This is a genomic window from Paenibacillus sp. BIC5C1 (assembly GCF_032399705.1).
Lineage (GTDB): Bacteria > Bacillota > Bacilli > Paenibacillales > Paenibacillaceae > Paenibacillus > Paenibacillus taichungensis_A.
The window spans coordinates 2,477,299-2,503,810 of the sequence record NZ_CP135922.1; the positions used below are offsets into that span (position 1 = coordinate 2,477,299).

The following is a 26,512-nucleotide window of genomic DNA, read 5'->3' on the forward strand; positions in this document are numbered from 1 at the left end:
AGACGATGAAATTTCGATATCATTTCCAGAAGGTTGTTGACCTGAAAAGCAATGAAAAAACGCAAGCGGAGTGGATGTTATCCACAGCCATCGGGAAACTTCAGACTGAGGAAGAGCATCTTTTACAACTATTGAATGATAAAAAGGAACTGATAGATGTCATTCAATCCGCTACGGAAAGCACGGCTTCCGTATCCAGCTTGCAAGAGATGCAGCGGTATGTACATCACCTTGACGAGTGCATTTCACGCAAAAGTAGTGATGTCAGACATGCTGAAGTCAATGTGCAACGGAATCAGACGTTTCTGAACGGCAAAATGATGGACGAAAAAGTATGGCTTGGGGCGAGAGACAAGGCCAAAATCAAATTTCAGCAGGAGATGCTCCTCCGGGAACAGAACGATCTGGACGAGATGGCTACTGTACGCTTCGCTGCCAAAGCCGGACGCGCGAATTGATGTGGCCGGACGCGAAGTTGTCTCGTGAAGGAGGAAAGAACAATGGCTGTTAAAGACACAGATATGGAAAAAGAGTCGAGCGGTGGTTGGGAAAAGTTTCTGATGATTTCAATACCAATTGTGTTCACTGTGGTTTTGTTGGGTGTTTTGCTGACTCTATTTAATGTAGATATTCGCAACAACCTGCTTGAAGTAGCTAATAAAATTCCTATCGTAAAGGAATGGGTACCTGATCCAGTGCTAGATCCAGAGAAAAAGAAACTGGAGAAGAGTGAGCAGCAGGTCGAGAGTGCAGAAGCGACAATAGATAAGCTGAAGGCACAAGTAAATGAGAAAGAAACAGAGCTCAAAGCAGCGAAGGATGCCACGACCGCAGAGGCAAAGAAATCAAGCGATTTGCAAAAGAAATTAGATGATGCGGAAAAAGCGGCTGAAACCGCTGCGCAGAATCCAGAGACCGAGTCTGATTATCAGAAACAAATTAAAGATTTGGCGAAGATGTATGCGGACATGAGTCCCAGTAAGGCCGCACCGATTTTGCAAAATATGACGAATGAAGAGATGGTGCAGCTTCTTAGTGTGATGCAATCTGCTGCACGAACCAAGGTATTGGAGAAGATGGACCCGAAAACAGCGGCTGATGTCACGATGATGATGAAGGATGCGAAACCATCCGGTGATCTGGCCCTGGATGCACTGCAATCCCGCTTAAAGAAAGAGACTGCAACGACATCTACGGCGACTACAACTAACTCCAAAAACTTGGATAAAAATCAGCTTAGTCAAACGTTTGCTTCCATGTCGGCCTCTAGTGGGGCTAAACTATTGCTCGAAACATATAAGCTGAGCCCGGATAAAACCTTGACCATTTTAAATTCTGTCGACGATGCTACACGGTCTCAATTGCTTGAAAATATGTCAACTGAAAATTCAGTTGAAACTGCAAAAATATTAAATAAATTAATGGGTAACAAGTAAGATTAGTAGCATCTGTTTAGTACGGAGAGGAGGTGAAAACAAATGTCGATTGTATATCAAATGACATCCACATCATCCGCTAAGACAACAGCAGCGCAGACAGCTGGAACAGGATCCAAAGGTGCAATTGCTGGAAGTGGTGATTTTTTGCAAACTCTTGCCCAATCATTAAATGGTGGTGCAACGACGGACAATAGCTCGGCTGCAGCAGGGAGCTTAGCAGCGAATCCACTAGTGTTTACCTTTGCATCTAGTGAAGATGGGGAACAAACATCAATCACCGATATCTTAAGTTCGTTATTCGCAGATTTGGATTCGCTAGATGAAGCTTTGGAAAATGATCCGTCACTGCTAGGGGATTTACAAAGTCTGATTCAGCAGATGTACGCTCAATTAGATGCTAATTCGGGTATTCAAGCTGAAGGTTCTGATGAGCCCGCAATTGGCTCAGAGACTTCTAATGCAGCATCAGCAATTGATCTGGCTGAACACCCAGCAGCAATGCGCTTTGTAATTCAGGATGTGCTCACACAGTTAATTGCGGGTATGAATGAGCCGGATAGTACAGTTGTCAAGAATGCTCCAGAATTCAAGCACCTGCTTCAATCTCTCCAAAGTCAGCTGCAGGATGCTGGCGTTGACACCAGTCTTAACAAAGGGTGGAATGAACTTAAATCCATTCTGGAAACATTAGCAGTGGCTAAGGTTCAGGCTGTGCAAATGGCTCCAACAAATCAGACGTCCAAGCAAGACTCAGTGGCATCACAAGTTCTTGTTTCGGCCGCTTCAAATACTGGACCTAAAGTTTCAGTTGAAACGGATTCAGCACCTACAACGAATGAAGTAGGAGAAGTGGACCATTCAAGTATCATTACGGCAGGAGAGTTGTCCTTACGTTCAACAGGTACATCAGCAGGTAAACCGGCTGAACCTGTCATGCAAGCTTCCCAGTTTGCAAAAGAGATGACACAGTTTGTTGTGAATAAGTTGGACATTGTGCAACAAAAGGGGTTTTCGGAAGCGACTATCTCACTACGTCCAGAACATCTGGGTAAGCTGGATGTGCAGATTACTTTGCAAAACGGGCAATTGGTTGCTCGTTTTATGACCGAGCATACGATGGCGAAAGACATGTTGGAACAGCAAATGATGCAATTGCGTAGCTCGCTTCAAGCTCAAGGCATTCAAGTTGAACGACTTGAAGTTACTCAGAACAGCTCACTTGGTTCACAAATGTACCAGGATGGGGGACGCCAGCCAGGAAGCAATTCTCAGCAGCAACGTCGCTCACGTGAACGTGAAGAACAATCTGATGATGCTGTAAGCACAGCAACACTCCAGGAAGAATTGCGCAACTGGCGCAGTGAACATGAGGAAGGTAACGACCTGCGCAGAGACACGTTTACAGCAGAAGCTTAAACAGAAATGAGGTGAAAATATGGCTAATGAAGCGATTTCTACCAATAATACCTGGCCTAACTATTCGGCAGCGAATAAAGCCACAACAAGCGCTGCAACAAAAGAGCTGGGCAAGGATCAGTTTCTTAAAATATTGATCACTCAGTTGCAAAATCAGGATCCGATGCAGCCAATGGAAGATAAGGAATTTATCGCTCAGATGGCTCAGTTCAGTTCGGTAGAACAACTGGTGAATATCTCTTCTCAGCTAAAGACTTTAAATCAGTCTCTTGGGACAGTTTCGGGCATGATTGGCCGCGAGATCAGTTGGCTTTCTTCTAATAAAGAGGATAACGGAACCCTCCGTCAGGGTATTGTGGATTCCATCATCGTACGAGATGGTGTTCAATACGCAAAAGTAGGCAATGACGAAATCAAGCTGGATGAAATTATTCAAGTAACTAATCCAACACAGGCTGAGGAAAATGAAACTCCAGTTAAGGACGCTGCAGATTCAGCTGTAACGAATGAAAACCAGCAACCAGAAGCATCAGCACAGCCTGAAGACAACGGAAACACGTTATGAGTGACCGCATAACAGTAGGCCAACTGTACACAGGTCCAATTACCCCCAATTTGCATAATCGCTCCAAAGCGGGAGAAGCATCCACTGTACCTGAGCGCCCTTTTGCACAGGTATTGGAAGATAACCTGCTGAAATTGAGTAATCATGCTGCAAAAAGGTTGGAACAGCGCGGTATTGAACTCAAGACGGAGCAGATGCAGCAGATTGGAACTGCTCTGGATAAGGCTGCTGCCAAAGGAGCCAAGGAATCCTTGATTTTGATGAAAGATATGGCTTTTATCGTTAATGTCAAAAATCGTACTGTCGTTACAGCCATGGATAGTGAAAGCATGAAGGATAATGTATTCACCCAGATTGATAGTGCTGTAATCATTTCTTGACCGGCTGGCCCTTCTCGGGAGCCGGAATGCCGCTGACCGACTGACGCGGTAACCAAACTAAGGCTGGGAGGATTTTTAAAAAATGTTGAAATCAATGTACTCAGGCGTTTCCGGGATGCGGGGTTTTCAAACGAAACTTGATGTAATCGGTAATAATATTGCGAACGTGAATACGGTTGGTTTTAAAGGTAGCCGTGTCATGTTCAAAGATATTATGAGCCAAACAACGGCGGGGGTAACAGCACCTGGAGATGAAAATGGTGGTGTAAATGCAAAGCAGATTGGTTTGGGTGTATCGGTAGGATCAATTGATACCCTGCATCTTGCAGGTAGCCCAATGACAACTAATAATCCAACCGACCTGCGTCTCAATGGTGATGGCTTCTTCCTGGTGACCCTTGGTGGTGAACAAGAAGTTCCTTTTTTAACCCGGGCAGGAGATTTCCATGTGGATGCTAACCGTAACCTTGTAACTTCCGATGGTCTGTTCGTTGTTGATAGTGGCGGAGAACCTATCACATTGGACGAAGCAGTCGTTTCTTTCACTATTGGTCAAGATGGAATTATCAACCAGACGATGGATGATGGAACAACTGAAGCCGGAGCACAACTCGGCATAGGGAAAGTGACAAATCCGGAAGGTTTGGAAAAAATCGGCGGAAACTTGTATCGCATTACTGCAAATGCCAATGCTGATGGGGAATTTGAAATTGTCACTGCCAATAGTACTGAATTTGGTACAGGATCCGTTATTGCAGGACAACTTGAAATGTCCAACGTGGATCTTACAGGTGAATTCACAGAGATGATCGTTGCTCAGCGTGGATTCCAGGCGAACTCACGTATTATTACAACGTCCGATGAAGTGCTTCAGGAAGTTGTTAACCTGAAACGTTAATAACTGATTAGTGATTTTAAATGCGGGGGGAGCTTGCTCCTCCACTCTGATCAAGGGGGCTTAGCATGATTTCGGTTACGCGGTTAAATGGTTCTCCCATGTGGTTAAATGCGCTGATGGTTGAAATTGTGGAAGAGACACCAGACACGTATATTACTCTGGTAACCGGAAAGAGACTTATTGTGCTTGAGAAAGCCGATGAGGTTATTTCCAAAATTAAAGATTACAACCGTGAAATCGGGGTTCAGGCAGCCACTATTAAAGTGCAGCAAACGGAGGAGTCCTGATGAAAAAGATGTTGCCTTGGCTTGCAACAAGCTTGCTAGCTATAACACTCATTGTGGTGGTTGTGTTTGTATTTATGCAAGGACAGAACGGGAATAAGATTGATACACATACGGCAGCCGCTGCAGAAAAGAAGATGACAGCGGATGAGATTGTTGCAGTTTCCTCAGAGCTTGGAGAAATTAAAACTAATTTGGCTGATATAGACCATATTGTAGTTGTAAGTTTTTCTTTCAAATTATCCGACAAAAAGGCTAAAGAAGATTTTGAGAAAATCAAGGAAATCACGGTGAAACCTATTATCATCCAGACTTTTGCGGATACCAAGTCTAATGAACTGGCTACAGCGAAAGGTCGCATTCAATTTAACAAAAAATTGACTGAGCTTATTAATGAAGCTTTACCAGAAGGTAAGCTGGCCACCACTAGTTTTTCTTCTTTTGTGATGGCGCCAATGTAATGAACAGGACACGCTGTAAATCTGTAAGGGGGTGAGAACATGGTGGATGTATTATCACAAAATGAGATTGACGCCCTATTAGCTGCCCTTTCCTCTGGTGAAATGGATGCCGAGGAATTGAAAAAGGAAGAAACTCAAAAGAAAATTAGATCGTACGATTTTAAGCGGGCGGTTCGTTTTTCCAAAGATCATATTCGAAGCTTGACCCGTATTCACGAAAATTTTGCACGCTTTCTCACCACTTATTTTTCAGCCCAACTGCGGACGTTCGTTCAGATCAATGTCGTTCAAGTTGAACAGTTGCCTTATGACGAGTTTATCCGTTCTATTCCGAAGATGACGATATTGAACATATTTGAGGCGGAGCCATTACAGGGACGGATGGTAATGGAGGTTCATCCCAACGTGGGTTATGCAATGCTGGATCGTCTGCTTGGCGGAACAGGAAATGCACCGACAAAGATCGCATCGATGACGGAAATTGAGACAACGATTATGGAGCGGATTTTCAGCCGTGCGTTTGAAAGTTTGCAGGAAGCATGGAAGACTGTGTTGGATATTTCTCCAAGGATGGAAGCGCTGGAGACCAATCCGCAATTTATGCAGATTGTTTCCCCCAATGAGACTATCGCTTTGATCTCACTGAGTACCAAAATCGGTGACACCACAGGCATGATCAATTTGTGTATTCCGCATGTCGTTCTTGAACCTATTATGTCCCGGTTGTCGACCCATCAGTGGTTTGTTTCGGAGAAAAAAACCAGAGCTCCGGAAGAATATGATGCTCTCAAAGAGCGTGTGAACAAAGCCAAATTGCCCGTCGTTGCGGAGTTGGGAGAATCCAGGATTTCGATTGCTGAATTTTTGGGTCTGTCTGTTGGCGATGTCATTACGTTGAACAAACCTGTTGATGAGGGACTGTCCATTAAAGTTGGAGATAGGCTGAAGTATATGGGTAGCCCGGGAACGATCAAGGATCGTGTGGCTGTGCAAATAGACAAGATTGTCACCGAAGGAGTTGAAGAATTTGACGAGTAAGGATTATTTATCCCAAGAAGAAATCGATGCTTTGCTCAGACAATCGGAATCGATGAACAGTTCGGAACCGGCTGAGAAAACAGTTGATGATTTTTTGACCGAGCTGGAACAGGATGCCTTGGGGGAGATTGGTAACATTACATTTGGTAGTGCGGCGACAGCTTTGTCTACGCTATTGGGCCTAAAAGTAGATATTACAACACCTAAGGTGTCCATCATCAGTCGGACACAGTTTGATGAAGCCTTTCCTAAGCCTCACGTTGCAGTTCATGTGAATTATGTGGATGGATTTGAAGGGATCAACTCGCTAGTTATCAAAAAACGGGATGCTCAAGTCATTGCCGATTTGATGCTTGGTGGCGAAGGGAATCCGATTGATGAAGAACTGAATGAAATCCATATCAGTGCAGTACAGGAAGCGATGAATCAGATGATGGGTTCCTCTGCTACTTCCATGTCCACAATCTTTAACCGTTTCGTGAATATTTCTCCTCCGGGAATTGATATTCTCAATATGGAAAGTGGTGAGGGAGTCAGCAATCTTCCAGAAGATGAGACATTGATTCAAGTATCGTTCCGTCTGTTGATTGGCGATCTGATTGATTCCAATCTCATGCAGCTGCTTCCAGTACATTTTGCCAAAGAAATGGTAGAGATGTTGATTGGAGGAGCTCAAGAGTCTACTGCTAGTGCACCAGTTGCGTCTACACCAGAGCCAGTACAGGCAGCAGTACCGGTTGTCCCTGAGCAACCTCCGGTTCAGCAACAGATACCGCCACAGGCGCAGCAACCGCCTGTTCAAGATTATAATGGGTATGGACAGGCTCCGATGGGGATACCGCAAGGAATGCCGCCACAGCAGCCATATGGCATGCCTCCGCAGCAACCTTATGGTGTACCGCAGCATTACGGCGGTGTGCCGAATAGGAATGTAAACGTACAACCGGTTCAATTCGCCAATTTGCAAAATGGGGCTTTCGGCCAGGTAGACGAAAACAATTTGAATTTATTGATGGACATTCCCCTTAAAGTCACCGTAGAATTAGGAAGGACCCAGAAGCAAATTAAGGATATTTTAGAACTGTCACAAGGTTCAATTGTCGAGCTGGACAAACTGGCCGGTGAACCTGTCGACATTTTGGTAAATAACAAGTTGATTGCCAAAGGTGAGGTTGTCGTAATCGACGAAAACTTTGGTGTTCGTGTTATAGATATCGTAAGCCAATGGGACCGAATTCAGAAATTACAATAAGCACAATTTAGGGAGGACTTGAATCAAGATGGCAAACCGAATTTTAGTCGTGGACGACGCTGCATTTATGAGAATGATGATCCGGGACATTTTGTCCAAAAACGGATACGAGGTCGTTGGCGAAGCACAGGATGGATCACAAGCAATTGAGAAGTTTAAGGAGCTTCGTCCTGATCTGATCACAATGGATATTACCATGCCTGAGATGGATGGTATTGCAGCTTTGAAAGAAATTAAAAAAATTGATGCGAACGCAAAAGTGATTATGTGCTCTGCTATGGGTCAACAAGCGATGGTTATTGATGCAATCCAAGCTGGAGCTAAAGATTTCATTGTGAAGCCGTTCCAATCTGACCGGGTTATCGAAGCAATCAGCAAAACGCTGGGCGTTTAAGAGACATGATGATGGCTCAGGATAAGATTCCAGATGATGTTGGCACGGGAGTCAATTATTATTTTCAGCTTGTATGGGTGATTGTTGTCCTGGCCGTCATTCTGGTTCTTATAGTCTATCTGATTCGTTTTCTAAACAAACGGAATCAGCGATGGTTCCGGAACGGCACAATTCGTATTTTGGGTGGAGTCGGGCTGGGACCAAACAAGTCGCTGCAAATTATAGAAATTGGCGGTAGCGTTTATCTACTCGGTGTGGGTGATGACATACAGCTGGTGGATAAGGTTTCGGATCTTGAAGAGGCACAGCGAATCATTGATTCATTTGAACGGGATGCTTCAGCACAACAGGGAAGCCTTTCGCCTCTCATTGCAAAGCTGGCAGCCCGATTACGCAAAGATGAACCGCCGCAGGAAATGGAACTCGAGGATACAACCTCTTTTCACGAACTGTTTGAATCTAAACTTCGGCAGATGCCTAACCGTAAAGAGAAGATGGAGAAGGTTCTGGAAGAAGACAATACTACAGATCGGTCGAGGGATTCATGAAGAAAAAGATTTGGTTAGCGTGTTTTTTCATAGGACTCATCAGTCTGGCATCCGTCACTGTTGCCTTTGCCGAACCGATTCCGAATATTGATATTCAAATTGGAAACGGGGATGGGGGCACTCCAAGCACGAGTTCACTGTCCATTATCCTGCTGATCACGGTACTTAGTATAGCACCAGCTTTGCTAGTACTAATGACTAGCTTTACCCGGATTGTTATCGTTCTCGGTTTTGTGCGGACATCCTTGGGTACGCAGCAAATGCCACCCAATCAGGTGCTGGTCGGTTTGGCACTTTTTCTAACACTGTTTATCATGTCACCGACATTGTCATCCATCAATCAGGTAGCGCTTCAGCCCTATCTCAAGGGTGACATAACACAAACCGAAGCGTTGGAAAAAGCTGCGGATCCCATGAAGAAGTTTATGTTCTCCCACACTAGGGAGAAAGACCTGCTGCTGTTTATGAAGTACAATCAAACCGAAAAGCCAAGCACATACCAGGATATACCGATTACTGTGATGGTACCGGCATATGCAATCAGTGAGTTGAAGACAGCATTCCAGATGGGATTCATGATATTTATTCCATTCTTGGTTATAGACATTGTAGTTGCGAGTACACTCATGGCTATGGGGATGATGATGCTTCCACCTGTCATGATCTCATTACCTTTCAAAATATTGCTATTTGTACTTGTCGATGGCTGGTATCTGGTCGTGAAGTCACTGTTGCTGAGTTTTAACACTTGAGCCGGCATATTAAAGGAGGACGGTCATGACTTCGGAGTTTATTATCGGTCTGGCCGGGAAAGCAGTTTATACTTCACTGCTGGCTAGCGCACCTATGCTTATTCTAGCTCTGGTTGTAGGACTCATTATCAGTGTGTTTCAGGCAACCACTCAAATTCAGGAGCAAACCCTTGCCTTTGTGCCTAAAATCATTGCTGTACTTCTGGCAGTACTTTTGTTTGGTCCTTGGATATTGAATATACTGGTCGATTTCACGTATAACATTCTCGACAATTTATACAGATACATAGGGTAGGCTGTTGCAGATGGAGACATTGTTGCAAAGTTTTCCTGTCGCTCTGCTTATGTTTTGTCGAATAGCATCATTTTTTGTAACTGCGCCGGTCTTCTCGGCTCGGAATGTGCCGAATTCTCTTAAAATTGGTTTGTCGGCATTTGTAACCTTTACTGTGTATATGGTATACGGCATAGATCAGGTTGTTCCTACAGATCTGAGTTATATCCTGTTGGTTATCCGAGAGATACTGATTGGCTTGCTCTTAGGCTTTGTTGCATACCTGTTAATGACGGCTGTACAGACAGCAGGAACCTTTATCGATCTTCAGATCGGTTTTGGTATGGCCAACGTATACGATCCAATGACAGGGGCATCTGCTCCGCTTACAGGTAACTTCAAATATGCTTTTGCGGTATTGCTCTTTCTGACAATGAACGGACATCATTATCTGCTTGATGCCATTGTTTACAGTTATCGCTGGATTCCGTTATCGAATGTATTCTTTCTACGATTGGCAGATGGAAGTATTGCTGAATTTTTGGTGCGTGCATTAGGTCAATCATTTATGTTGGCTTTTCAGATGTCTGCGCCGATTGTAGTTGCTCTGTTTTTGACAGATGTAGGATTGGGATTCTTGGCGAAGACGGCTCCTCAATTCAACGTATTTGCTGTCGGAATGCCACTTAAGGTACTCGTAGGACTTGCTATTTTGCTTTTGCTGGTTCCCAGTTTTGCCTTTGTGTTTAGTCAATTGTTCGAAGTAATGTTCAGATCCATGGAAAACTTGCTTGGGACCATTGGACAGAGGCCGGGCTGAGTGAAACGGAGGACAAGATTCGAATGAAATATCAACTCGACCTCCAGATGTTTGCGGGGGAAAAAACAGAGAAGGCTACCCCGAAAAAAAGACAGGATACGCGAAAAAAAGGACAGGTTGTCAAAAGTATGGAGCTGTCCGGCGCATCCATTCTCTTATTCACGTTTTTGATTATGATGATGTTCAGTAACTTTTATAAAGAACGAATAGTTCGCCTGTTTACGGACATCTTCATAAATCGACTGAATATGGAGATCACTGGGGAGAATGTTGTCGCTCTGATGATGAGATATGGTATCGAGGTAATGCTGTTGCTTGCTCCTGCTTTGCTAGGTGCGGTGCTTGTTGCGTTAATCGTTAATTACATGCAGGTTGGTTTTCTTCTTGTAGGGGAAGGTTTGAAGCCAAAACTTGAGAAGTTGGATCCGATAAAAGGGTTCAAAAATATTTTTTCTCTACGTTCTTTGGTGGAATTCGCTAAATCGATTCTGAAAATGTCAATTATCGGTTTTCTTGTTTACAGTACAATCACAAGTTACCAATCAGACATTGCTTCACTGTCACATTTTTCACTGGATGCGATTCTTCATTTTGCTGCTTCGATTACCTTAAGCTTAGGAATTAAAATTGCCGTAGCGCTTCTGGTACTTGCAGTATTCGATTACATGTATCAGAAGTACGATTATGAGAAGAACATACGTATGTCCAAGCAAGATATCAAGGACGAATACAAAAAAATGGAAGGTGACCCACTGATCAAGGGGAAAATCAGGGAGCGTCAGCGTCGTATGGCTGTTCAGCGCATGATGCAGGAAGTTCCCAAAGCGGATGTAATTATCACCAACCCGACTCACTTTGCCGTTGCGCTTAAGTATGAAGGCTCGGAGATGGAAGCGCCGCAGATAATAGCCAAAGGTCAGGATTACGTCGCCTTGCGTATTAAGGAAATTGCCAAGGAGCACGGTGTCATTACTATGGAAAACAAGCCGCTGGCACGGGCATTGTTCCAGAGAGCCGAGATTGGTGACGCCATACCGGCTGATTTGTTTCAAGCGGTAGCCGAAGTGCTGGCTTATGTATATAAATTAAAGGGCAGAACGAAATAACAAGGGATCGGAGGCCGTACATTCATTGAAAACAAAAGATATAGCTGTCCTTGCGGGTATCATCGGCATCGTGTTGATGATGATTCTCCCGATCCCAACCTGGTTGTTGGACATGTTGCTTGTCATCAATATCTCAATTGCACTGATGATACTGCTTGTTGCAATGAACAGCAAAGAGGCACTGCAATTTTCTATCTTTCCTGCATTGTTGCTAATCACGACGTTGTTTCGATTAGCACTCAATATATCGACAACGAAACTGATTCTGGGAGAAGGAGACGCAGGTTCGGTAGTTGCTACCTTTGGTAGCTGGATAGCTGGTGGACAGATTGCAATTGGATTCATTGTGTTTCTGATTCTCGTCGTTGTTCAATTTATCGTTATTACGAAGGGATCGGAGCGTGTAGCTGAAGTCGCAGCACGATTTACCCTCGATGCGATGCCTGGTAAACAGATGAGTATCGACGCAGATTTGAATGCTGGTCTGATCAACGAGCAGCAAGCACGTGAACGTCGTTCCAAAATTGAACGCGAAGCTGACTTCTATGGGGCCATGGATGGAGCGAGTAAATTTGTAAAAGGAGACGCTATAGCGAGTATCATTATTCTCCTGATTAATCTCATTGGTGGATTTATCATCGGAATGACGGTTCATGGTCTCGATTTTGCAGAATCGCTGTCTACCTATTCTGTGTTAACAATCGGGGATGGACTGGTAAGCCAGATTCCTGCACTCCTGATATCTACAGCAGCAGGTCTTATCGTAACAAGAGCATCATCGGAAGGGAATTTGGCCGATGACATTACGGGACAATTGTTTACATACCCGACGCTCCTTTATATTGTAGCTTTTGTAATAGCAATGCTCGGTTTTTTCACACCAATTCATGTTATTACAACGTTGCCGCTTGCAGGTTTGCTGGCTTTTGCCGGATGGAGGATGCAGAATAATCTGAATCAGAAGCAAGAGGCAGAGGAGCAAATGGAAGAGGAGCAGCAGATTGAAGAAGTTAGAAGTCCGGAGAGTGTAATCAACCTTCTTCAGGTTGACCCAATTGAGTTTGAATTTGGTTACGGTTTGATTCCTCTGGCTGACAATCAGCAGGGTGGAGACTTATTGGATCGGATTATTATGATTCGTAGGCAATGTGCTCTTGAACTGGGGTTAGTTGTTCCGGTTATTAGGATTCGGGATAATATCCAATTAAGACCGAATGAATATGTCATCAAAATTAAGGGTAATGTTGTTGGCGGCGGAGAACTGTTGTTGAATCATTATCTGGCCATGAGTCCGGGTTATGAAGAAGAATCTGTTACAGGAATCGAAACGACAGAACCAGCTTTTGGTCTTCCAGCGTTATGGATTGATGAAGTAACCAAAGACAGAGCTGAACTTGCAGGATATACGGTTGTAGATCCTCCTTCAGTTGTAGCTACACATCTGACTGAATTGATTAAGAAACATGCGCATGAGTTACTTGGCAGACAAGAAACGAAAGCACTCGTGGATAATCTCAGAGAGAATTATGCTGCGCTGGTGGATGAACTTATCCCATCCGTACTGTCCATCGGAGATGTACAGAAAGTGCTCGCCAAGTTGTTGCGTGAGAAAGTTTCCATTCGTGATATGGTTACAATTTTCGAGACACTGGCGGACTACGGAACGTACACCAAAGACCCGGATGTACTTACAGAATATGTTAGACAATCTCTTTCTCGTCAGATTACCCAGCAATTCTCCCAAAAAGGAGAGACGCTTAGAGTTATCACGGTTGGACCTGGTCTGGAGAAGAAGATTGCCGAGAGTGTGCAGCAATCCGATCAAGGCAGTTATCTTGCATTGGATCCGGCTTCAACACAAAGTGTATATCAAAAGTTGACTGAACAAGTCAATCGATTGATCCAGTCAGGCCAGCAGCCAGTTGTATTAACTTCTCCAACCATTCGTATGTATCTGCGCCAGGTGATTGAACGTACGATGCAGGATATACCAGTGCTTTCCTATAGTGAGTTGGAGCCGAATGTTGAAATCCAAAGTGTCGGGGTGGTGAACTTATGAGAGTAAAACAATACGTCGTTGAAACCATGCCCGAAGCTATGCTTCAAATTCGCAAAGACCTGGGAAGTGATGCCGTCATTCTGTCCACCAAGGAAATAAAGGTGGGAGGGGTGCTGGGGATGTTCCGTAAGAAAAGGATCGAAGTTGTAGCAGCTGTAGATAAGGAAGAAAAAAAACAGGCTACAAATCAAGTGCAAAATCAATTTCCACCCGTACCTCGCGCATTTGTACCTGAAGCATATCGACAAACGGCTCGTTCGTTTGTCGTTGCTTCTGACGAATCAGCCGCGAGTATTGCTGAAAAAAATGTGCAAGAGAAAACGACGGATGCCACAGCTGTGTCTGAATCGAGCAAACTCGGTTCAGACATGAGCAACGGCAGATCTTCTTTGAGTATCGAGCATAAACCGCGACCGCAAGGGGCGGATTTTTCGGGTTTAACATCCGCCAGTGGGCAGCAGGAGCAGGCGAACAATCCGCAGCAGGGCCAACTAATGTCTGAATTACAGGAGCTCAAACTGATGATGACCAAGTTGTCAAAGCAAGGAGCTTCGGCAGATCCGTTACCAGAGGAGTTTCATGCTCTTCGAGAAAGGTTGATGGAGCAAGACATTTGGCCAGAAGTATGGGAATCTTGGTTTGAGACTGTTCAGACGAAGCTCTCCGAAAAAACTTTAAATGAAGTAGAAGCAGTACAAGCGGTTCAATTGGAAATATCACATTTTTTGGAGAAGCGTATCGACGTGGGCATTTTGCCAACCACACGCATTGTATATGTAGCTGGGCCAACTGGTGTTGGTAAAACAACGACCATTGCCAAGCTGGCGGCTGAACAGATGTTCAACAAACAGCGAAAAGTAGGGTTCATTACTTCCGATACCTATCGTATCTCAGCGGTAGAACAACTTAGAACATACGCATCTATTTTAAATGTCCCGCTTGAGGTCGTACAATCCCCGGGTGATACACAACGCGCGATCTCCCGTCTTGAGGGATGTGATCTGATCTTCATGGATACAGCCGGAAGAAACTACAGAAATGAGCTGCTTGTTTCAGAACTGCAAAGCTTACTGGCGCCTGTGGAAAATAGTGAAACTTTTTTGGTGTTGAGCATGACTTCCAAAAGTGCTGATATGGTTCAAATAACGGAGCATTTCAGCAAATATGGGCTGGATAAGGTCATTTTTACGAAGATGGATGAGACCGGTAGCTGCGGACCGATGTTTAACCTGCTGCATCGTTTTCCACTTAAACTCGCTTATGTGGCGAACGGACAAAATGTGCCTGATGATCTACTCAAACCTGATGCGGATTCTCTGACCAAACAATTGTTAGGAGAGCTTGTACGATGAAGGACCAGGCAGCCTCACTCAGAAGTATGGTCTCCATGCCTAACGGAGTGGAGGGAAGAGATCGTGATTCACGCTCCTCCAAAATCATAACCGTTGCCAGTGGAAAAGGAGGGGTTGGTAAATCCAACTTCACACTTAATTTTGCACTGAGCTTACAGGCAATGGGGCAAAAGGTATTGGTGTTTGATGCAGATATAGGGATGGCTAATATCGATGTCCTAATGGGGACTTCATCTCCCTATAATTTGTACCATCTATTATACCGACAGAAATCCATACAGGAAATCATACAGCTTGGTGCAAGCGGGTTGCCTTATATCGCCGGAGGTTCGGGGATGAAAGAATTGTTCTCATTGTCAGATCGAGATCTGGAGTTTTTTGCTGGACAAGTTGAAGAGATTGCACAGGAGATGGACTATGTCATTTTTGATACCGGGGCAGGACTTTCCAGAGAAAACATGAAATTTATCGGTGCAGCCGATGAATGCCTGATCATCACCACACCTGAACCGACTTCAATAACCGATGCTTACGCATTAGTTAAAGTGATGCATGGCCAGGAAAATGCCACACCCTTTCGGATGATCGTTAACCGGGTTGAAGACCAGCAAGAGGCGGAACGGGTGGCGGATAAAATAGCTGGAGTGGCAAAGAGATTTTTACAGATCGATATCCCGTTGCTTGGATATATTTCTGAAGATGCCCAGGTTGTAAAGGCTGTTAAAAGGCAAGTGCCGTACAGTTTAGCATATCCAAATGCAAAAGCTTCCAGGGATATATTGAAACTCGCACATCACTATTTGGCTGCACCTGCTGGTCCGGGATCCGAAACCTTGACAGGAATCAGAGGATTTATGAAAAAGTGGCTAAAGAGAACAACATGATTTCTGAATAAAGGAAACAGGGGTGGAAACAACATGGCGGTGTATCAAGTATTGGTTGTCGATGATTCCGCTTTTATGCGTAAAATTGTTTCAGACTTAATTGAAGCAGATTCGGAGTTTAAGGTTACGGCAACAGCATCAAATGGTAAGGAAGCTATTCAAAAAGCAAAAGATTTGAAGCCCGATGTTATCACAATGGACGTTGAGATGCCTGAAATGAATGGGTTGGATGCATTAAAATCGATCATGAAGCAATCTTTCGTCCCGGTGATTATGCTTTCGGGTATCAATGAACAAGGCATGAAAGAGACCATCATGGCGCTCGAAGCCGGTGCGTTTGACTTCATTCGTAAGCCATCCATTGTGCATGATCAGGATATTGCCCAAGTAGGTAAAGCACTGGTTGAGCGGATGCGAGCAGCTATGGATGAAATCAAGCGAAAAGCCGATCGTGAAGCATCCATGAAGAAACAGGATGAAGCACAGAGCAAACTGCTGCAACAGTCACAGCGAGTTCAAGTTGATCCTTCTTTACCAGATCGTAAAGGTCTTTTGAAGAAAACGATAGAACCTGCCCAGCCAGGAACACGACTTGGCAGTGGACAAACTGAATCCTTACGAGCAAAACCGAAGCATCCCACTATTCCACTGACGAAGCAGAATACAGGACGCCTGGACAAAAAGCTGGAGCCTTTGCGAGATTCAAATCGAGCTTCGAATGCCAGCAATGACAAATTAGCAAAGCCAAATAAGCCAACGCAATCTCCCAAGGAAAACCGTTTGTCCAATGTATCTCGATTGGCAGAACAGGAAACTGCTGCAGCTTCAGCTGAACCATCCAAAGATAGTGCGAAGGTAATTCCTTCTCATAAGGGAGCAGGACCGGAAGGATCATTTAACAAACTTGTGGCTATTGGTTGTTCAACTGGTGGACCGAGAGCCCTCAAGACTTTGCTGGAGCAACTGCCAGGTGATTTACCTGCTCCAGTTATTATTGTACAGCATATGCCCCCTAACTTTACTCGATCCCTTGCCCAGCGATTGAATACGTTCAGTGAACTGCATGTGGTTGAAGCTAAGGAAGGCATGGTTCTACGAAAAGGGACGGCCTATATTGCTCCTGGCGGCTTTCATGTCAAAGTCAACAAAACTGCTGATGGAAGGTTCACCGTAAAGCTGACAGAGGAAGAACCAGTCAATGGACACCGTCCTTCAGTAGATACGATGTTTGAGTCGCTGCTGCCGTACACGTCATTGCAACGACATTTGGTTTTGCTGACAGGGATGGGCAGTGATGGTGCTCGTATGATGAAAAAATTGTATGAGGCGGGTGTCACATCAACCTTTGCAGAGAATGAAGAAACTTGTGTTGTTTATGGTATGCCGCGTTCTGCTGTAGAGCTGAAATGCGTGCGTCATCTTCTACCATTGCAGGAGATTGCGCCTAAACTTGTTCAAGCTGTGAAATAAACGGAGTTAACTCATGGAGGAGGTGCCTCACAATGGACATGAATCAATATTTATCTATGTTTATTGATGAGTCTAATGATCATCTGCAGTCCCTTAACGAAAATATGCTTCAACTCGAAGGCAGTCCGGAGGATCTGGGAATTGTTCAAGTCATATTCCGCTCTGCTCATACGTTGAAGGGTATGGCTGCTACAATGGGTTTTGAGGATTTGGCATCATTGACGCACAAAATGGAAAATGTGCTGGATCTGGTGCGTAACGAAAAGTTGAAAATGCAGGATTTCATTTTTGATACCCTGTTCAAGAGTTTGGATGCTTTGGAGAATATGGTTCAGGATATTACCGGTGGTGGAGAGGGGAAAGCAGATGTCTCCTCAATCGTAGCTTCTCTCCAAGCAATTGAGAGTGGTGAATGGACAGGAGGTACTGCTCCAGTAACCGAAGTAAATCAATCATCAAGTACAGTAACACCAAGTGCGGTTGAACTGGACGAATTCCAGTACTCTGTATTGGATCAGTCCATAGCTGAAGGTCACCGTGTGCTCTATATTGAAGTTCTTGTCAGCGAGCAGAGCCAGCTGAAGGGCGTACGTGCATATATGGTCTTCGATATGTTAGAACGCTCGGGTGAAATTGTTAAATCGTTCCCAACCGTTCAGGATATTGAGCAAGAGAAGTTTGAGCGCAGTTTTTCGTTGTATTACATAACGACCAAAGAGGCGCAGGAACTTGAAAAAGGCATTATGAGCATCTCTGAAATTGAGAGTGCCAAGGTCATTCAGCTGGATCAAGAGACTCTTCAGCAAATGACCAATCAGGCAGCGGCAACAGCTGAAGTGGAAGCTGCACCTGTTCCTGCTCCAGTAGATGCACCCCCGGAACCGAGTTCTTCATCGAAAGAAGAACCAAAGAAGCCGGTAGTTACCAAAACAGCTGCACCTAAACAAGCTGCTGCACCTTCACGTACCATCCGTGTGGATATAGAACGTCTGGATGTACTGATGAACTTGTTCAGTGAGTTATTGATTGACCGTTCACGCCTGGAGCAGTTGGCCAGTGAGACGGGTAATAATGACTTATCGGATACGGTAGCTCATCTGAGCAGAGTCAGTACAGATTTGCAAAATATTGTACTGAAATTGCGGATGGTTCCTGTAGACACGGTATTCAACCGTTTCCCGCGTATGATTCGTGACCTTGCCAAAACACTCGACAAAAAAATCGATCTGGTCATTACGGGTGCCGAAACGGAACTTGATCGGACGGTAATCGATGAGATCGGCGATCCGCTGGTGCATTTGCTGCGTAACGCAGTTGACCATGGTGTTGAATCGATCGCAGAGCGTGTAGCAGCAGGTAAACCCGAATTGGGAACAGTTAACCTTCGGGCCTTCCACAGCGGGAATCATGTATTTATTGAGATTGAAGATGATGGTAAAGGCATTTACCGGGATAATCTTTTGAGAACAGCAGTCAAGCGTGGAGTTGTTACCGAAGAACAAGGTGCCAAGATGAGCGATGATGAAGTGAACCAGCTGTTGTTTGCACCAGGCTTCAGTACCGCTGATAAAATTTCGGATATTTCCGGCCGTGGAGTAGGTTTGGATGTTGTAAAATCCAAAATCACTTCTCTTGGTGGTAATGTAACCATTCATTCGACACCGGGTAAAGGGACCAACTTCTCTGTTCAGTTACCATTGACCCTGTCCATTATCGCTGCGATGCTTGTTCGACTGGGATCCGAGAAATATGCCGTTCCTTTGTCTTCCATTGTGGAGACAGCCATTGTACAGCGTGAACAGGTTCGCAACATTCATGGTAATAAAATGATCACATTCCGTGAGTCTCTAATTCCGTACCTGTCGTTGAGCGAAGTTTTTGGAGTGCCTGATTTCAATGATGCGGACGAACAAGAAACTGAAATCGTGGTCATTCGCAAAGGAGAGCGTCTTGCAGCCGTAGCCGTTGAAGAATTTATTGGACAGAGTGAGATTGTTCTTAAATCGATGGGTACTTATCTTCCTGCCATTGAAGGGATCTCTGGTGCAACGATTCTGGGAGATGGACAAGTAGCTCTGATTCTTGACCCTAATGCATTTATTAAATAAGCACACAAGATAAGTCTTACATTTAATAGGGAGGTTTTTTCCATGGAAGAAGAGTTGAAAGTCATTGTCTTTAAATTAGGATCCGAAGAGTATGGTATTGAGGTAGACAAGGTTCAGACGATAGAGCGCATGATGCCTATTACCCGTGTTCCGAAAACTTTCTCTTTTGTAAAAGGAGTTATTAACTTACGCGGTGTCGTTATTCCCGTCATTGATCTACGTGGTCGCTTTTCTTTGCGAGAAACAGAATATACTGATCAAACACGTATTGTCATTGTAGGTGTAGACGACATGCAAGTTGGCTTTATCGTTGACTCTGCCAATGATGTTATTGACATCAAGCGTGATGCTATTGATAGTCCGCCTGAAGTGGTTGGTGGAGTTAAAGCAAGATACCTGCGTGGTGTAGCCAAGTTGGAGGATGCTCGATTGTTGATTATGCTTAATCTTAACGAAGTATTAAATAAAAGCGAGGTTGTACAGCTGGAAAGTATTGAGGGCTAACACCGTGGAACTGTTCAACCGATTTGAGGGTTTCCAAATGGATGTGCTCAAAGAGGTCGGTAACATTGGAGCAGGCAACGCCGCAACGGCGTTGTCTCAGCTTCTTAATAGACCGATTGACATGGGTGTACCTACAGTACAGATGCTTCCTTTTGAAGAAGTTGCTGAAAAAGTGGGCGGAGATGAACGTATTGTTGTTACCGTATTTCTTCGTGTTGAAGGTGAAGCACCAGGGAATCTGTTCTTTATGATGGCACCTGAGGCTGCTAAAATGCTGCTGAACCGGCTTGCTGGTTTTGATCTGAAGGAAGGTCTTGCATTCACAGAAATGGAACAATCGGCTCTATCCGAAATCGGGAATATTTTGGCGGGGTCATACCTTTCTTCTTTGGCAGATTTCACGAAATTATCTATGTATCCGACCGTTCCTGGACTTGCTATTGATATGGCAGGAGCCATTTTGAGTTATGGTTTGTTGCAATTTGGTGAAATGGGCGACGATGCATTATTGATTGACACTTCTTTCTTTGAAGGCGAAGATCAGGTAGAGGGTCAATTTTTCCTGATTCCAGATCCGCCATCATTTGCTAAGATATTTGAATCTCTAGGGGTGCCACTGAATCATGATTGAGGACAAAAGCGTCGTTAAAGTCGGTATGGCGGATTTGAACATTGCTCATCTTCCCGGCGTAATCCGTACGACTGGCTTGGGCTCTTGTGTTGGATTAACAATGTATGATCCGCATTTGAAGCTTGCCGGAATGGCGCATGTCATGCTCCCCACTTCAGAGATTGCTCGTGAAGGAACTTTGAACAAAGCCAAATATGCGGATACGGCATTGCCGGAATTGTTACAAAGAATGATACAACTCGGTGCATCTCGTTCACGTATTGTGTCCAAAATGGCTGGTGGGTCTCAGATGTTTGCCTTTGCGGGGGCAGGGGATACGATGCGTATCGGACCGAGGAATGCGGATTCTTGTCGGGAATGGTTAGAAAAGCTTGGGATTCCACTTCTTGCCGAAGATACCGGTGGGAATTACGGACGAACGATTGAAATGGACTGTGAAACTGGACTTTTGACTATTCGAAGTGTCCAAATGGGTGTAAAGGAACTATAAGACATGATAGGAAACTACCGTATTAATCTTGGAGCAGGCATAGTCGGATTTATTCTGACTTTTTTTGTAGCATACAGCAGCAATGTGTTGATGACCAGCTTAATACGCGGGTTGATCGGCTTTGTAGCCTGGTTTGTCCTTGCTTATGGTTTACGCTGGGGACTGGGATTGCTGCTGAACCCTTCAGTAGAGGGGAATGGGTATGGTTATGATTCACCGGGCGCTCAAGAACTAAGAGGTTCACAGGTGGACATTAAACTCGAAGACGATGGACAAGAGCTGAACGACTTGCTCAAACATGGACAGAACGCCTCCTCTGGGGAAAACCTTCCACCATCTGAGACGCAAGCTCCAACGGGATTTGCCCCTTTGGATCCGCCTAAACTTGTCCGGACCAAAGATCCGGAGGAGTTGGCGCAGGCCGTTCGTCACCTGACAGACAAATAAGGAGGGTGAAAGCAATTGAACGAGCGTAAAGCTTCACATTTGAACCACGCTGACTTGTGGGAAAAGTGGAAAGAACAAGGCGATCTTGAAGCCAAGAAAAGTTTGATCGAAAAGTATCTTCATATTGTAAACTATGTATCCGGGCGTTTGGCTGTTGGTCTGCCCAAAAATGTCCCGAAAGATGATCTGGAGAGCAATGGAGTTATGGGATTGATTGATGCGTTGGAGAAATTTGACTATGAACGTGGTCTTCAATTTGAGACGTACGCATCCTGGCGAGTGCGCGGTGCAATTCTTGATGGTTTGCGTCAAGGAGATTGGGTTCCTCGTTCCGTGCGGGAGAAAGCAAAGCGGATTGAAGATGCTTACCAGCAGCTAGAGCAGACATACTTGCGTTCTGTTAGTGACGAAGAAATGAGCCAGTATCTCGACGTGTCTACGAAAGACTTTCAACATATGCTTCAAGAAGTTGCAGTTATGTCGCTTTGCTCTCTGGAAGACCCAATACGGGAAGAAGAGTCCGAGACTCGACTTTCATTAATGGTCGATGAAAAAGCAAAAAACCCGGATTACAAAGTAAATGAATTCTACTTAAAAGAAGCTTTAGTGCAAGGGCTTGAAAAATTGACGGTCAAAGAGAGAACGGTTGTTTCACTTTTATACTATGAAGATCTCTCTCTTAGTGAGATTGCTGAAGTAATGTCTCTTTCTCCGTCACGTATCTCACAACTGCACTCAAAGGCCATTTTACGGTTACGTGGAACACTGGATAAACAGAAAGACTTGCTTATGCGTAAAGATTAATATAGTAATATATGAATAGAGAGCATTAACATTGGATATTGGGGAGTGGAAAGCCTAAAAGGGGGAAGAAATGCATTGACACAGCAGACTGTTTTGGAACAGTGTTTGAGCATTGTTTTATCAGATGATAAAAGTACGGCCTACCTTGAATTTTCCAAACAGGAAGAAGGTTTTGCCTGTACACCGGATGAGCTCGAAAAATTTATAGCGAGTCAGGGTATTAAGTATGGTGTGCTGAGCGAAGCGTTGCTTGTTTTTGCGAGTCATCCTGAGATGTACGTGAAGGATCGATACAAGATTGCCGAAGGTATTAAACCAGTACCTGGAACGAATGGCTTTATTAAAGTGCTGGTGGGCATGGACGATTCCAATGAACGGCGACCTTTGGAAGCAGAGAATGGAACAGTCGATTACAAAGAAGTGACTCGCTTAAACAATGTTCGAACAGGTCAAATCATTGCCGAACGAATTCCTCCTGTGGATGGGATGATGGGAAGGGCTGTAACAGGTGAAGAAATACCGTTTCGTCCAGGGAAAGAAGCACGCTTCAAAGTGGGGAAAAATGTTGTGGTTAACCCTGATGGATCCGCAATGTATGCCGCTCTGGATGGATTGGTTACCAAAACAGAGGGCAATAAATTAAATGTGTTTCCGGTGTACGAGATCAATGGCGATGTGGATTATAACATCGGTAACATCGATTTTGTGGGTACAGTTGTCATCCGCGGCAATGTGCTTACCGGATTTAAAGTAAGAGCGGCGGGGGATATACGTGTCGTCGGAGGTGTCGAAGGAGCGGAGTTGGAAGCAGGTGGCTCTGTCGAAATTACTGGCGGTATTATTGGCTATAACAAAGGGCTTATACAAGCAGGACATAACGTGAAATGTACCTTTATTCAAGAAGGCAATGTCGATGCGGCTGAAAATGTCATGGTATCCCAAAGCATTATGCATTCCACGATTCGTGCAGGTCATGCGGTAATCTGTGAAGGTACCAAAGGACTTATCGTTGGCGGGTCGATCCAGGCTGGAGAAAAGGTGTCAGCACGCGTCGTCGGCAACAGTATGTCTACTGTGACTTCCATTGAAGTAGGGGTATTGCCTAAGCTCCGTAATGAGTTGAGTGACTTGCGTAAGGAAGTCAAAGAGCAGATGGATGCTTTGGATAAAACGAAAAAAGCTTTGACTTTATTGGATCAGTTAGCTGCTGCAGGCCAACTGACCCCGGATAGAATGTCCATGCGAATCAAACTAAGTGCTACTCAAAAATCTGCCCTTCGTCTTAGCGAGGAGACGAAAACACGTATCTTTGAAATTGAGAAGGTTCTTGAAGATACAAGTCGGGCTCGCGTCGATATTCATAAGATGATTTATGGAGGCTCTAGAATAGTTATCGGCAGATACACCAAATTTATTAAAGATCCGGTAAGTCGAATATCTTTTTATTATCATGATGGGGATATAACGATGGTTCCATTCGTTTAAGTACAGCATTCAAGCACATGAAGAAATCCATTCGATACCGTGAGGTGAGCGTATGAGTTTCAAAGCGGTTGAATTGCAGATTGCCGTACCTAGAACAAGTGAGGCGGGGCGTTATCAGAATGAAGCCCAGCAGAGACCGATCATTGACCAGAACCTGCTAGCGGAACAAACGGCCAAAGAAGCAAATGAAGCAAGGCAACGAAGCGAGGCGCTGGATGAAACAGCGCACACAGATGTACGCGATGGTCAATCTAGAAACAAAGAGCAGCAGAGCGGCTCCAACGAATCTGAAGTTACTTCAGCGCTGGAAACTGTCAAACCTGCTGAGCATCCCTACAAAGGAAAACATATTGACCTGTCGTTGTAATGGATGACATGTGACTCACATGTAGTCTTAAACACCGATGGCTGCATTAAAAGGAGAGAACCCAATTTGTCACCATGGATCATTATTGTCATATTAGGAGCCTGCGCAATTGCATATGCGCTTGTCATGCCCAAGAAAAACAAAGTGCAGGAGCCTGGGCATCACCTGGTGCAAGAGATGGAATCTACGCTTGAACATTATATGACTGAGATAGAGAACGATAATGATGCTCTCATTCAGCGTGTTGCTGAAATGAAGGGTGAGGCGACGGCGGCAGATCAGCGTATGCAATCACAGCTTCAGGAATTACAGCGGAGGCTGGATCAACTGGAAGAAAGTAAAATGACAGAAACAGACATATCCTCCAATATAATTCCGGTACATAGCACAAGCGGATTGCAAGCACAGGCGCTTGTAGACAGTGTGCGAGCAGATTCGGCCCAACAGGTGTCAGAAGCAGAACAGCAGGCCGCTGTACAAGAACCTAAGCCTGTACGTGAATCCATTAAGGACCGATATGCAGAGCTGTTTAATCTATATGCTGAAGGAAAGTCAGTGGATGCCATTGCCAAGCAGACAGGCATACAACGTGGAGAAGTACAGTTGATTTTACAGCTGGCAGAACGGGAGGAGAGCTAACAGATGGACAAGCGCTCCTTATGGATTGGACTTGGAAGTGGCATGATTGTTGGTGCAGTATTGCTGCAGCTTGCAACGGTTGGACAAAATGCACTGTCTGAGAGTAATCTCGACCCTGAGTTGGCTACAGCCAATCTGACAATGGAACAGCTTGAAGCAGCTGCAAAGAGCATGGACATGAAGCTTGTAGCTTCTGATGATGAGCTGTTTACAGAAGCTGAGTGGGTAGCGAAGAAGAAACAAGAAAGCAGTGAACTACAGGGGAAAACTGCAACGGCACCTGAAGTTGCAGAATCAGCTGTGAAACCGGAGCAACCTGATGATCCAAAGCAACCTGCCACTAATGAAAGCGACAAACAGGACGAAGTCGATCAGCCAAAGAAGACCGAACCGCCAACTCCTAACAGTCCCGAAGCTGCGGCTACCGTAACGTTCAAAGTGCGTTCAGGCAACAGTCTAGCCATCGTGGCCGGGAATCTGGAGAAAGCCGGGATTGTCGATAGTGCAGAAGCTTTCATAAAGGCGGGCAGAGCAGAGCGAATTAATACCAAAATACAAGTCGGTACCTATGACTTGGAAAAAGGCGAAAGCTTCAAATCCATTATTGCCAAGATTACAAAAGAACCGTCAAACTGAGTGCGCTCAGGCAGGACGGTTTTTATGTATAAATAATGACAAGTTCTGTATCGCTATGAAGGTTCGGAAATTTGCTTTGAAAGACTGTTGCATCAGGCAATCAGTTATGCTATATTAAATAACGGTGTTAAAACACACGCATGTGCTAATTTTGTTGAGGGTGCTTTCCTGATGGAGAGTCTTGGCGAAAAATGATGCCGGCGGAGGACACAATAAAACCATATTAGGAGGTGTGTGAAGATGGCAGTAATCTCCATGAAGCAGCTTCTCGAAGCTGGGGTACACTTCGGTCACCAAACTCGTCGTTGGAACCCAAAAATGGATCGTTATATCTTCACTGAAAGAAACGGAATTTATATCATTGACTTGCAAAAGACAGTGAAAAAAGTCGAAGAGGCTTACAACTTCGTTAAAGGAATCGCAGGAGAGAATGGTACAATTCTTTTTGTGGGTACTAAGAAACAAGCTCAAGATTCCGTTAAAGAAGAAGCTGAACGCGCTGGTCAATTCTACATTAACCAACGTTGGCTCGGCGGTACCCTGACTAACTTCTCAACTATTCAAAAACGTATTGATCGTTTGAAACAGTTGGAAGCTTGGGAAGAAGACGGTACTTTCGCTGTATTGCCTAAAAAAGAAGTAATCTTGCTTCGCAAAGAGAAAGATCGCCTGGAGAAATTCCTCGGCGGTATTAAAAATATGAAAGGCCTGCCAAGCGCCCTGTTCATCATCGATCCACGCAAAGAGCGTATCGCTGTTGCGGAAGCTCGCAAATTGGGTATCCCAATTGTAGGTATCGTTGATACTAACTGCGATCCGGATGAGATCGATTATGTTATCCCGGGTAACGACGACGCAATCCGCGCCGTTAAGCTGTTGACAGGTAAAATGGCTGATGCCGTTATCGAAGCTAACCAAGGCGAAGAAACTTCCGCTTAATAGATTCGAACATATCTAATGAATTAAATGAAAAGGGTGGTTGGTAGGTGGATAACCTCTCACTGCCCTT

General features: G+C 44.7%; 31 protein-coding genes. All 31 read left to right on the plus strand.

The features are described 5' to 3' along the window. Window positions 1-5 precede the first annotated feature (5 nt). The 31 genes from fliJ (at window position 6) to rpsB (ending at window position 26,442) form a co-directional block, all read left to right on the plus strand. On the plus strand, window positions 6-458 hold the full coding sequence (fliJ, locus tag RS891_RS11330; protein ID WP_072732398.1) for a flagellar export protein FliJ: 453 nt from the start codon (window positions 6-8) through the stop codon (window positions 456-458). 42 nt (window positions 459-500) lie between these two features. Then, complete coding sequence (locus RS891_RS11335; RefSeq protein ID WP_113052630.1) at window positions 501-1,436, plus strand: MotE family protein; 936 nt, start codon at window positions 501-503, stop codon at window positions 1,434-1,436. A 42-nt stretch (window positions 1,437-1,478) separates the two neighbouring features. Then, window positions 1,479-2,855: a flagellar hook-length control protein FliK gene (locus RS891_RS11340; RefSeq protein WP_315795326.1), complete on the plus strand. Its 1,377-nt coding sequence runs from the start codon at window positions 1,479-1,481 to the stop codon at window positions 2,853-2,855. Between the two features lie 19 nt (window positions 2,856-2,874). After that, complete coding sequence (locus RS891_RS11345; protein ID WP_113052628.1) at window positions 2,875-3,420, plus strand: flagellar hook capping FlgD N-terminal domain-containing protein; 546 nt, start codon at window positions 2,875-2,877, stop codon at window positions 3,418-3,420. Further along, window positions 3,417-3,800, plus strand: coding sequence for a TIGR02530 family flagellar biosynthesis protein (locus RS891_RS11350; protein ID WP_113052627.1), 384 nt, complete (start codon window positions 3,417-3,419; stop codon window positions 3,798-3,800). The genes RS891_RS11345 and RS891_RS11350 overlap by 4 nt, the downstream gene beginning before the upstream one ends. Window positions 3,801-3,882: 82 nt before the next feature. After that, window positions 3,883-4,698: a flagellar basal body rod protein FlgG gene (flgG, locus tag RS891_RS11355; RefSeq protein ID WP_315795327.1), complete on the plus strand. Its 816-nt coding sequence runs from the start codon at window positions 3,883-3,885 to the stop codon at window positions 4,696-4,698. Window positions 4,699-4,763: 65 nt separating this feature from the next. Next, entirely contained in the window at window positions 4,764-4,985 is a 222-nt protein-coding gene (locus RS891_RS11360) for a flagellar FlbD family protein (protein WP_024630220.1), read from the plus strand. Continuing rightward, window positions 4,985-5,443: a flagellar basal body-associated FliL family protein gene (locus RS891_RS11365; RefSeq protein WP_113052626.1), complete on the plus strand. Its 459-nt coding sequence runs from the start codon at window positions 4,985-4,987 to the stop codon at window positions 5,441-5,443. The genes RS891_RS11360 and RS891_RS11365 overlap by 1 nt, the downstream gene beginning before the upstream one ends. 39 nt (window positions 5,444-5,482) lie before the next feature. After that, the gene (gene fliM / locus RS891_RS11370) at window positions 5,483-6,481 is read left to right on the plus strand and encodes a flagellar motor switch protein FliM (RefSeq protein ID WP_024630222.1); all 999 of its coding nucleotides are present in this window, start codon (window positions 5,483-5,485) and stop codon (window positions 6,479-6,481) included. Continuing rightward, window positions 6,471-7,733 carry a flagellar motor switch phosphatase FliY gene (fliY, locus tag RS891_RS11375; RefSeq protein WP_113052625.1) on the plus strand — a complete coding sequence of 421 codons (1,263 nt, stop codon included), beginning with the start codon at window positions 6,471-6,473 and terminating at the stop codon, window positions 7,731-7,733. Before fliM ends, fliY begins: the two co-directional genes overlap by 11 nt. Before the next feature lie 28 nt (window positions 7,734-7,761). Beyond that, window positions 7,762-8,127: a response regulator gene (locus RS891_RS11380; RefSeq protein WP_017689175.1), complete on the plus strand. Its 366-nt coding sequence runs from the start codon at window positions 7,762-7,764 to the stop codon at window positions 8,125-8,127. A gap of 8 nt (window positions 8,128-8,135) precedes the next feature. Further along, window positions 8,136-8,675, plus strand: coding sequence for a flagellar biosynthetic protein FliO (locus RS891_RS11385; protein ID WP_397386944.1), 540 nt, complete (start codon window positions 8,136-8,138; stop codon window positions 8,673-8,675). Then, a complete protein-coding gene (gene fliP, locus RS891_RS11390) occupies window positions 8,672-9,427 on the plus strand; it encodes a flagellar type III secretion system pore protein FliP (RefSeq protein ID WP_063566400.1) in 756 nt (251 codons plus the stop codon). Before RS891_RS11385 ends, fliP begins: the two co-directional genes overlap by 4 nt. Window positions 9,428-9,452: 25 nt before the next feature. After that, the gene (gene fliQ, locus RS891_RS11395) at window positions 9,453-9,722 is read left to right on the plus strand and encodes a flagellar biosynthesis protein FliQ (protein ID WP_024630226.1); all 270 of its coding nucleotides are present in this window, start codon (window positions 9,453-9,455) and stop codon (window positions 9,720-9,722) included. Window positions 9,723-9,732: 10 nt separating this feature from the next. Continuing rightward, window positions 9,733-10,521: a flagellar biosynthetic protein FliR gene (gene fliR, locus RS891_RS11400; RefSeq protein ID WP_113052623.1), complete on the plus strand. Its 789-nt coding sequence runs from the start codon at window positions 9,733-9,735 to the stop codon at window positions 10,519-10,521. Between the two features lie 23 nt (window positions 10,522-10,544). Next, window positions 10,545-11,627 (plus strand): flagellar biosynthesis protein FlhB, encoded by a 1,083-nt coding sequence (gene flhB, locus RS891_RS11405; RefSeq protein WP_113052622.1) that lies wholly within the window; start codon window positions 10,545-10,547, stop codon window positions 11,625-11,627. A gap of 25 nt (window positions 11,628-11,652) precedes the next feature. Further along, window positions 11,653-13,686, plus strand: a complete 2,034-nt coding sequence (flhA, locus tag RS891_RS11410; protein ID WP_076289514.1) for a flagellar biosynthesis protein FlhA — start codon at window positions 11,653-11,655, stop codon at window positions 13,684-13,686. Further along, window positions 13,683-15,038 carry a flagellar biosynthesis GTPase FlhF gene (gene flhF, locus RS891_RS11415; protein ID WP_315795328.1) on the plus strand — a complete coding sequence of 452 codons (1,356 nt, stop codon included), beginning with the start codon at window positions 13,683-13,685 and terminating at the stop codon, window positions 15,036-15,038. The genes flhA and flhF overlap by 4 nt, the downstream gene beginning before the upstream one ends. After that, window positions 15,035-15,922, plus strand: coding sequence for a MinD/ParA family protein (locus RS891_RS11420; protein WP_315795329.1), 888 nt, complete (start codon window positions 15,035-15,037; stop codon window positions 15,920-15,922). Before flhF ends, RS891_RS11420 begins: the two co-directional genes overlap by 4 nt. 33 nt (window positions 15,923-15,955) lie before the next feature. Next, entirely contained in the window at window positions 15,956-17,392 is a 1,437-nt protein-coding gene (locus RS891_RS11425) for a protein-glutamate methylesterase/protein-glutamine glutaminase (RefSeq protein ID WP_315795330.1), read from the plus strand. A 32-nt stretch (window positions 17,393-17,424) separates the two neighbouring features. Next, on the plus strand, window positions 17,425-19,500 hold the full coding sequence (locus tag RS891_RS11430) for a chemotaxis protein CheA (RefSeq protein WP_315795331.1): 2,076 nt from the start codon (window positions 17,425-17,427) through the stop codon (window positions 19,498-19,500). A 42-nt stretch (window positions 19,501-19,542) separates the two neighbouring features. Continuing rightward, window positions 19,543-20,004 (plus strand): chemotaxis protein CheW, encoded by a 462-nt coding sequence (locus RS891_RS11435; protein ID WP_315795332.1) that lies wholly within the window; start codon window positions 19,543-19,545, stop codon window positions 20,002-20,004. A gap of 37 nt (window positions 20,005-20,041) precedes the next feature. After that, entirely contained in the window at window positions 20,042-20,635 is a 594-nt protein-coding gene (locus RS891_RS11440; RefSeq protein ID WP_113052864.1) for a chemotaxis protein CheC, read from the plus strand. Next, window positions 20,628-21,125, plus strand: a complete 498-nt coding sequence (locus RS891_RS11445; protein WP_063566391.1) for a chemotaxis protein CheD — start codon at window positions 20,628-20,630, stop codon at window positions 21,123-21,125. The genes RS891_RS11440 and RS891_RS11445 overlap by 8 nt, the downstream gene beginning before the upstream one ends. A 3-nt stretch (window positions 21,126-21,128) precedes the next feature. Next, entirely contained in the window at window positions 21,129-21,572 is a 444-nt protein-coding gene (locus tag RS891_RS11450; protein ID WP_315795333.1) for a hypothetical protein, read from the plus strand. Window positions 21,573-21,587: 15 nt separating this feature from the next. After that, the gene (locus tag RS891_RS11455; protein WP_072732409.1) at window positions 21,588-22,376 is read left to right on the plus strand and encodes a FliA/WhiG family RNA polymerase sigma factor; all 789 of its coding nucleotides are present in this window, start codon (window positions 21,588-21,590) and stop codon (window positions 22,374-22,376) included. Between the two features lie 75 nt (window positions 22,377-22,451). Then, window positions 22,452-23,861, plus strand: coding sequence for a flagellar assembly protein A (locus RS891_RS11460; RefSeq protein WP_315795334.1), 1,410 nt, complete (start codon window positions 22,452-22,454; stop codon window positions 23,859-23,861). Between the two features lie 52 nt (window positions 23,862-23,913). Further along, on the plus strand, window positions 23,914-24,228 hold the full coding sequence (locus RS891_RS11465; RefSeq protein WP_113052615.1) for a hypothetical protein: 315 nt from the start codon (window positions 23,914-23,916) through the stop codon (window positions 24,226-24,228). 66 nt (window positions 24,229-24,294) lie between these two features. Beyond that, entirely contained in the window at window positions 24,295-24,867 is a 573-nt protein-coding gene (locus RS891_RS11470; protein WP_315795335.1) for a DUF6115 domain-containing protein, read from the plus strand. A gap of 3 nt (window positions 24,868-24,870) precedes the next feature. Next, complete coding sequence (locus RS891_RS11475; protein ID WP_315795336.1) at window positions 24,871-25,503, plus strand: hypothetical protein; 633 nt, start codon at window positions 24,871-24,873, stop codon at window positions 25,501-25,503. 240 nt (window positions 25,504-25,743) lie between these two features. Further along, window positions 25,744-26,442, plus strand: coding sequence for a 30S ribosomal protein S2 (gene rpsB / locus RS891_RS11480; RefSeq protein ID WP_024630243.1), 699 nt, complete (start codon window positions 25,744-25,746; stop codon window positions 26,440-26,442). Window positions 26,443-26,512: the final 70 nt, after the last annotated feature.

Bases quoted from the DNA above. Each gene is read 5' to 3' on its own strand.
- fliJ (WP_072732398.1), top strand. From the start codon at position 6: ATGAAATTTCGATATCATTTCCAGAAGGTTGTTGACCTGAAAAGCAAT.
- RS891_RS11335 (WP_113052630.1), top strand. From the start codon at position 501: ATGGCTGTTAAAGACACAGATATGGAAAAAGAGTCGAGCGGTGGTTGG.
- RS891_RS11340 (WP_315795326.1), top strand. From the start codon at position 1,479: ATGTCGATTGTATATCAAATGACATCCACATCATCCGCTAAGACAACA.
- RS891_RS11345 (WP_113052628.1), top strand. From the start codon at position 2,875: ATGGCTAATGAAGCGATTTCTACCAATAATACCTGGCCTAACTATTCG.
- RS891_RS11350 (WP_113052627.1), top strand. From the start codon at position 3,417: ATGAGTGACCGCATAACAGTAGGCCAACTGTACACAGGTCCAATTACC.
- flgG (WP_315795327.1), top strand. From the start codon at position 3,883: ATGTTGAAATCAATGTACTCAGGCGTTTCCGGGATGCGGGGTTTTCAA.
- RS891_RS11360 (WP_024630220.1), top strand. From the start codon at position 4,764: ATGATTTCGGTTACGCGGTTAAATGGTTCTCCCATGTGGTTAAATGCG.
- RS891_RS11365 (WP_113052626.1), top strand. From the start codon at position 4,985: ATGAAAAAGATGTTGCCTTGGCTTGCAACAAGCTTGCTAGCTATAACA.
- fliM (WP_024630222.1), top strand. From the start codon at position 5,483: ATGGTGGATGTATTATCACAAAATGAGATTGACGCCCTATTAGCTGCC.
- RS891_RS11380 (WP_017689175.1), top strand. From the start codon at position 7,762: ATGGCAAACCGAATTTTAGTCGTGGACGACGCTGCATTTATGAGAATG.
- RS891_RS11385 (WP_397386944.1), top strand. From the start codon at position 8,136: ATGATGGCTCAGGATAAGATTCCAGATGATGTTGGCACGGGAGTCAAT.
- fliP (WP_063566400.1), top strand. From the start codon at position 8,672: ATGAAGAAAAAGATTTGGTTAGCGTGTTTTTTCATAGGACTCATCAGT.
- fliQ (WP_024630226.1), top strand. From the start codon at position 9,453: ATGACTTCGGAGTTTATTATCGGTCTGGCCGGGAAAGCAGTTTATACT.
- fliR (WP_113052623.1), top strand. From the start codon at position 9,733: ATGGAGACATTGTTGCAAAGTTTTCCTGTCGCTCTGCTTATGTTTTGT.
- flhB (WP_113052622.1), top strand. From the start codon at position 10,545: ATGAAATATCAACTCGACCTCCAGATGTTTGCGGGGGAAAAAACAGAG.
- flhF (WP_315795328.1), top strand. From the start codon at position 13,683: ATGAGAGTAAAACAATACGTCGTTGAAACCATGCCCGAAGCTATGCTT.
- RS891_RS11420 (WP_315795329.1), top strand. From the start codon at position 15,035: ATGAAGGACCAGGCAGCCTCACTCAGAAGTATGGTCTCCATGCCTAAC.
- RS891_RS11425 (WP_315795330.1), top strand. From the start codon at position 15,956: ATGGCGGTGTATCAAGTATTGGTTGTCGATGATTCCGCTTTTATGCGT.
- RS891_RS11430 (WP_315795331.1), top strand. From the start codon at position 17,425: ATGGACATGAATCAATATTTATCTATGTTTATTGATGAGTCTAATGAT.
- RS891_RS11435 (WP_315795332.1), top strand. From the start codon at position 19,543: ATGGAAGAAGAGTTGAAAGTCATTGTCTTTAAATTAGGATCCGAAGAG.
- RS891_RS11440 (WP_113052864.1), top strand. From the start codon at position 20,042: ATGGATGTGCTCAAAGAGGTCGGTAACATTGGAGCAGGCAACGCCGCA.
- RS891_RS11445 (WP_063566391.1), top strand. From the start codon at position 20,628: ATGATTGAGGACAAAAGCGTCGTTAAAGTCGGTATGGCGGATTTGAAC.
- RS891_RS11450 (WP_315795333.1), top strand. From the start codon at position 21,129: ATGATAGGAAACTACCGTATTAATCTTGGAGCAGGCATAGTCGGATTT.
- RS891_RS11465 (WP_113052615.1), top strand. From the start codon at position 23,914: ATGAGTTTCAAAGCGGTTGAATTGCAGATTGCCGTACCTAGAACAAGT.
- RS891_RS11475 (WP_315795336.1), top strand. From the start codon at position 24,871: ATGGACAAGCGCTCCTTATGGATTGGACTTGGAAGTGGCATGATTGTT.
- rpsB (WP_024630243.1), top strand. From the start codon at position 25,744: ATGGCAGTAATCTCCATGAAGCAGCTTCTCGAAGCTGGGGTACACTTC.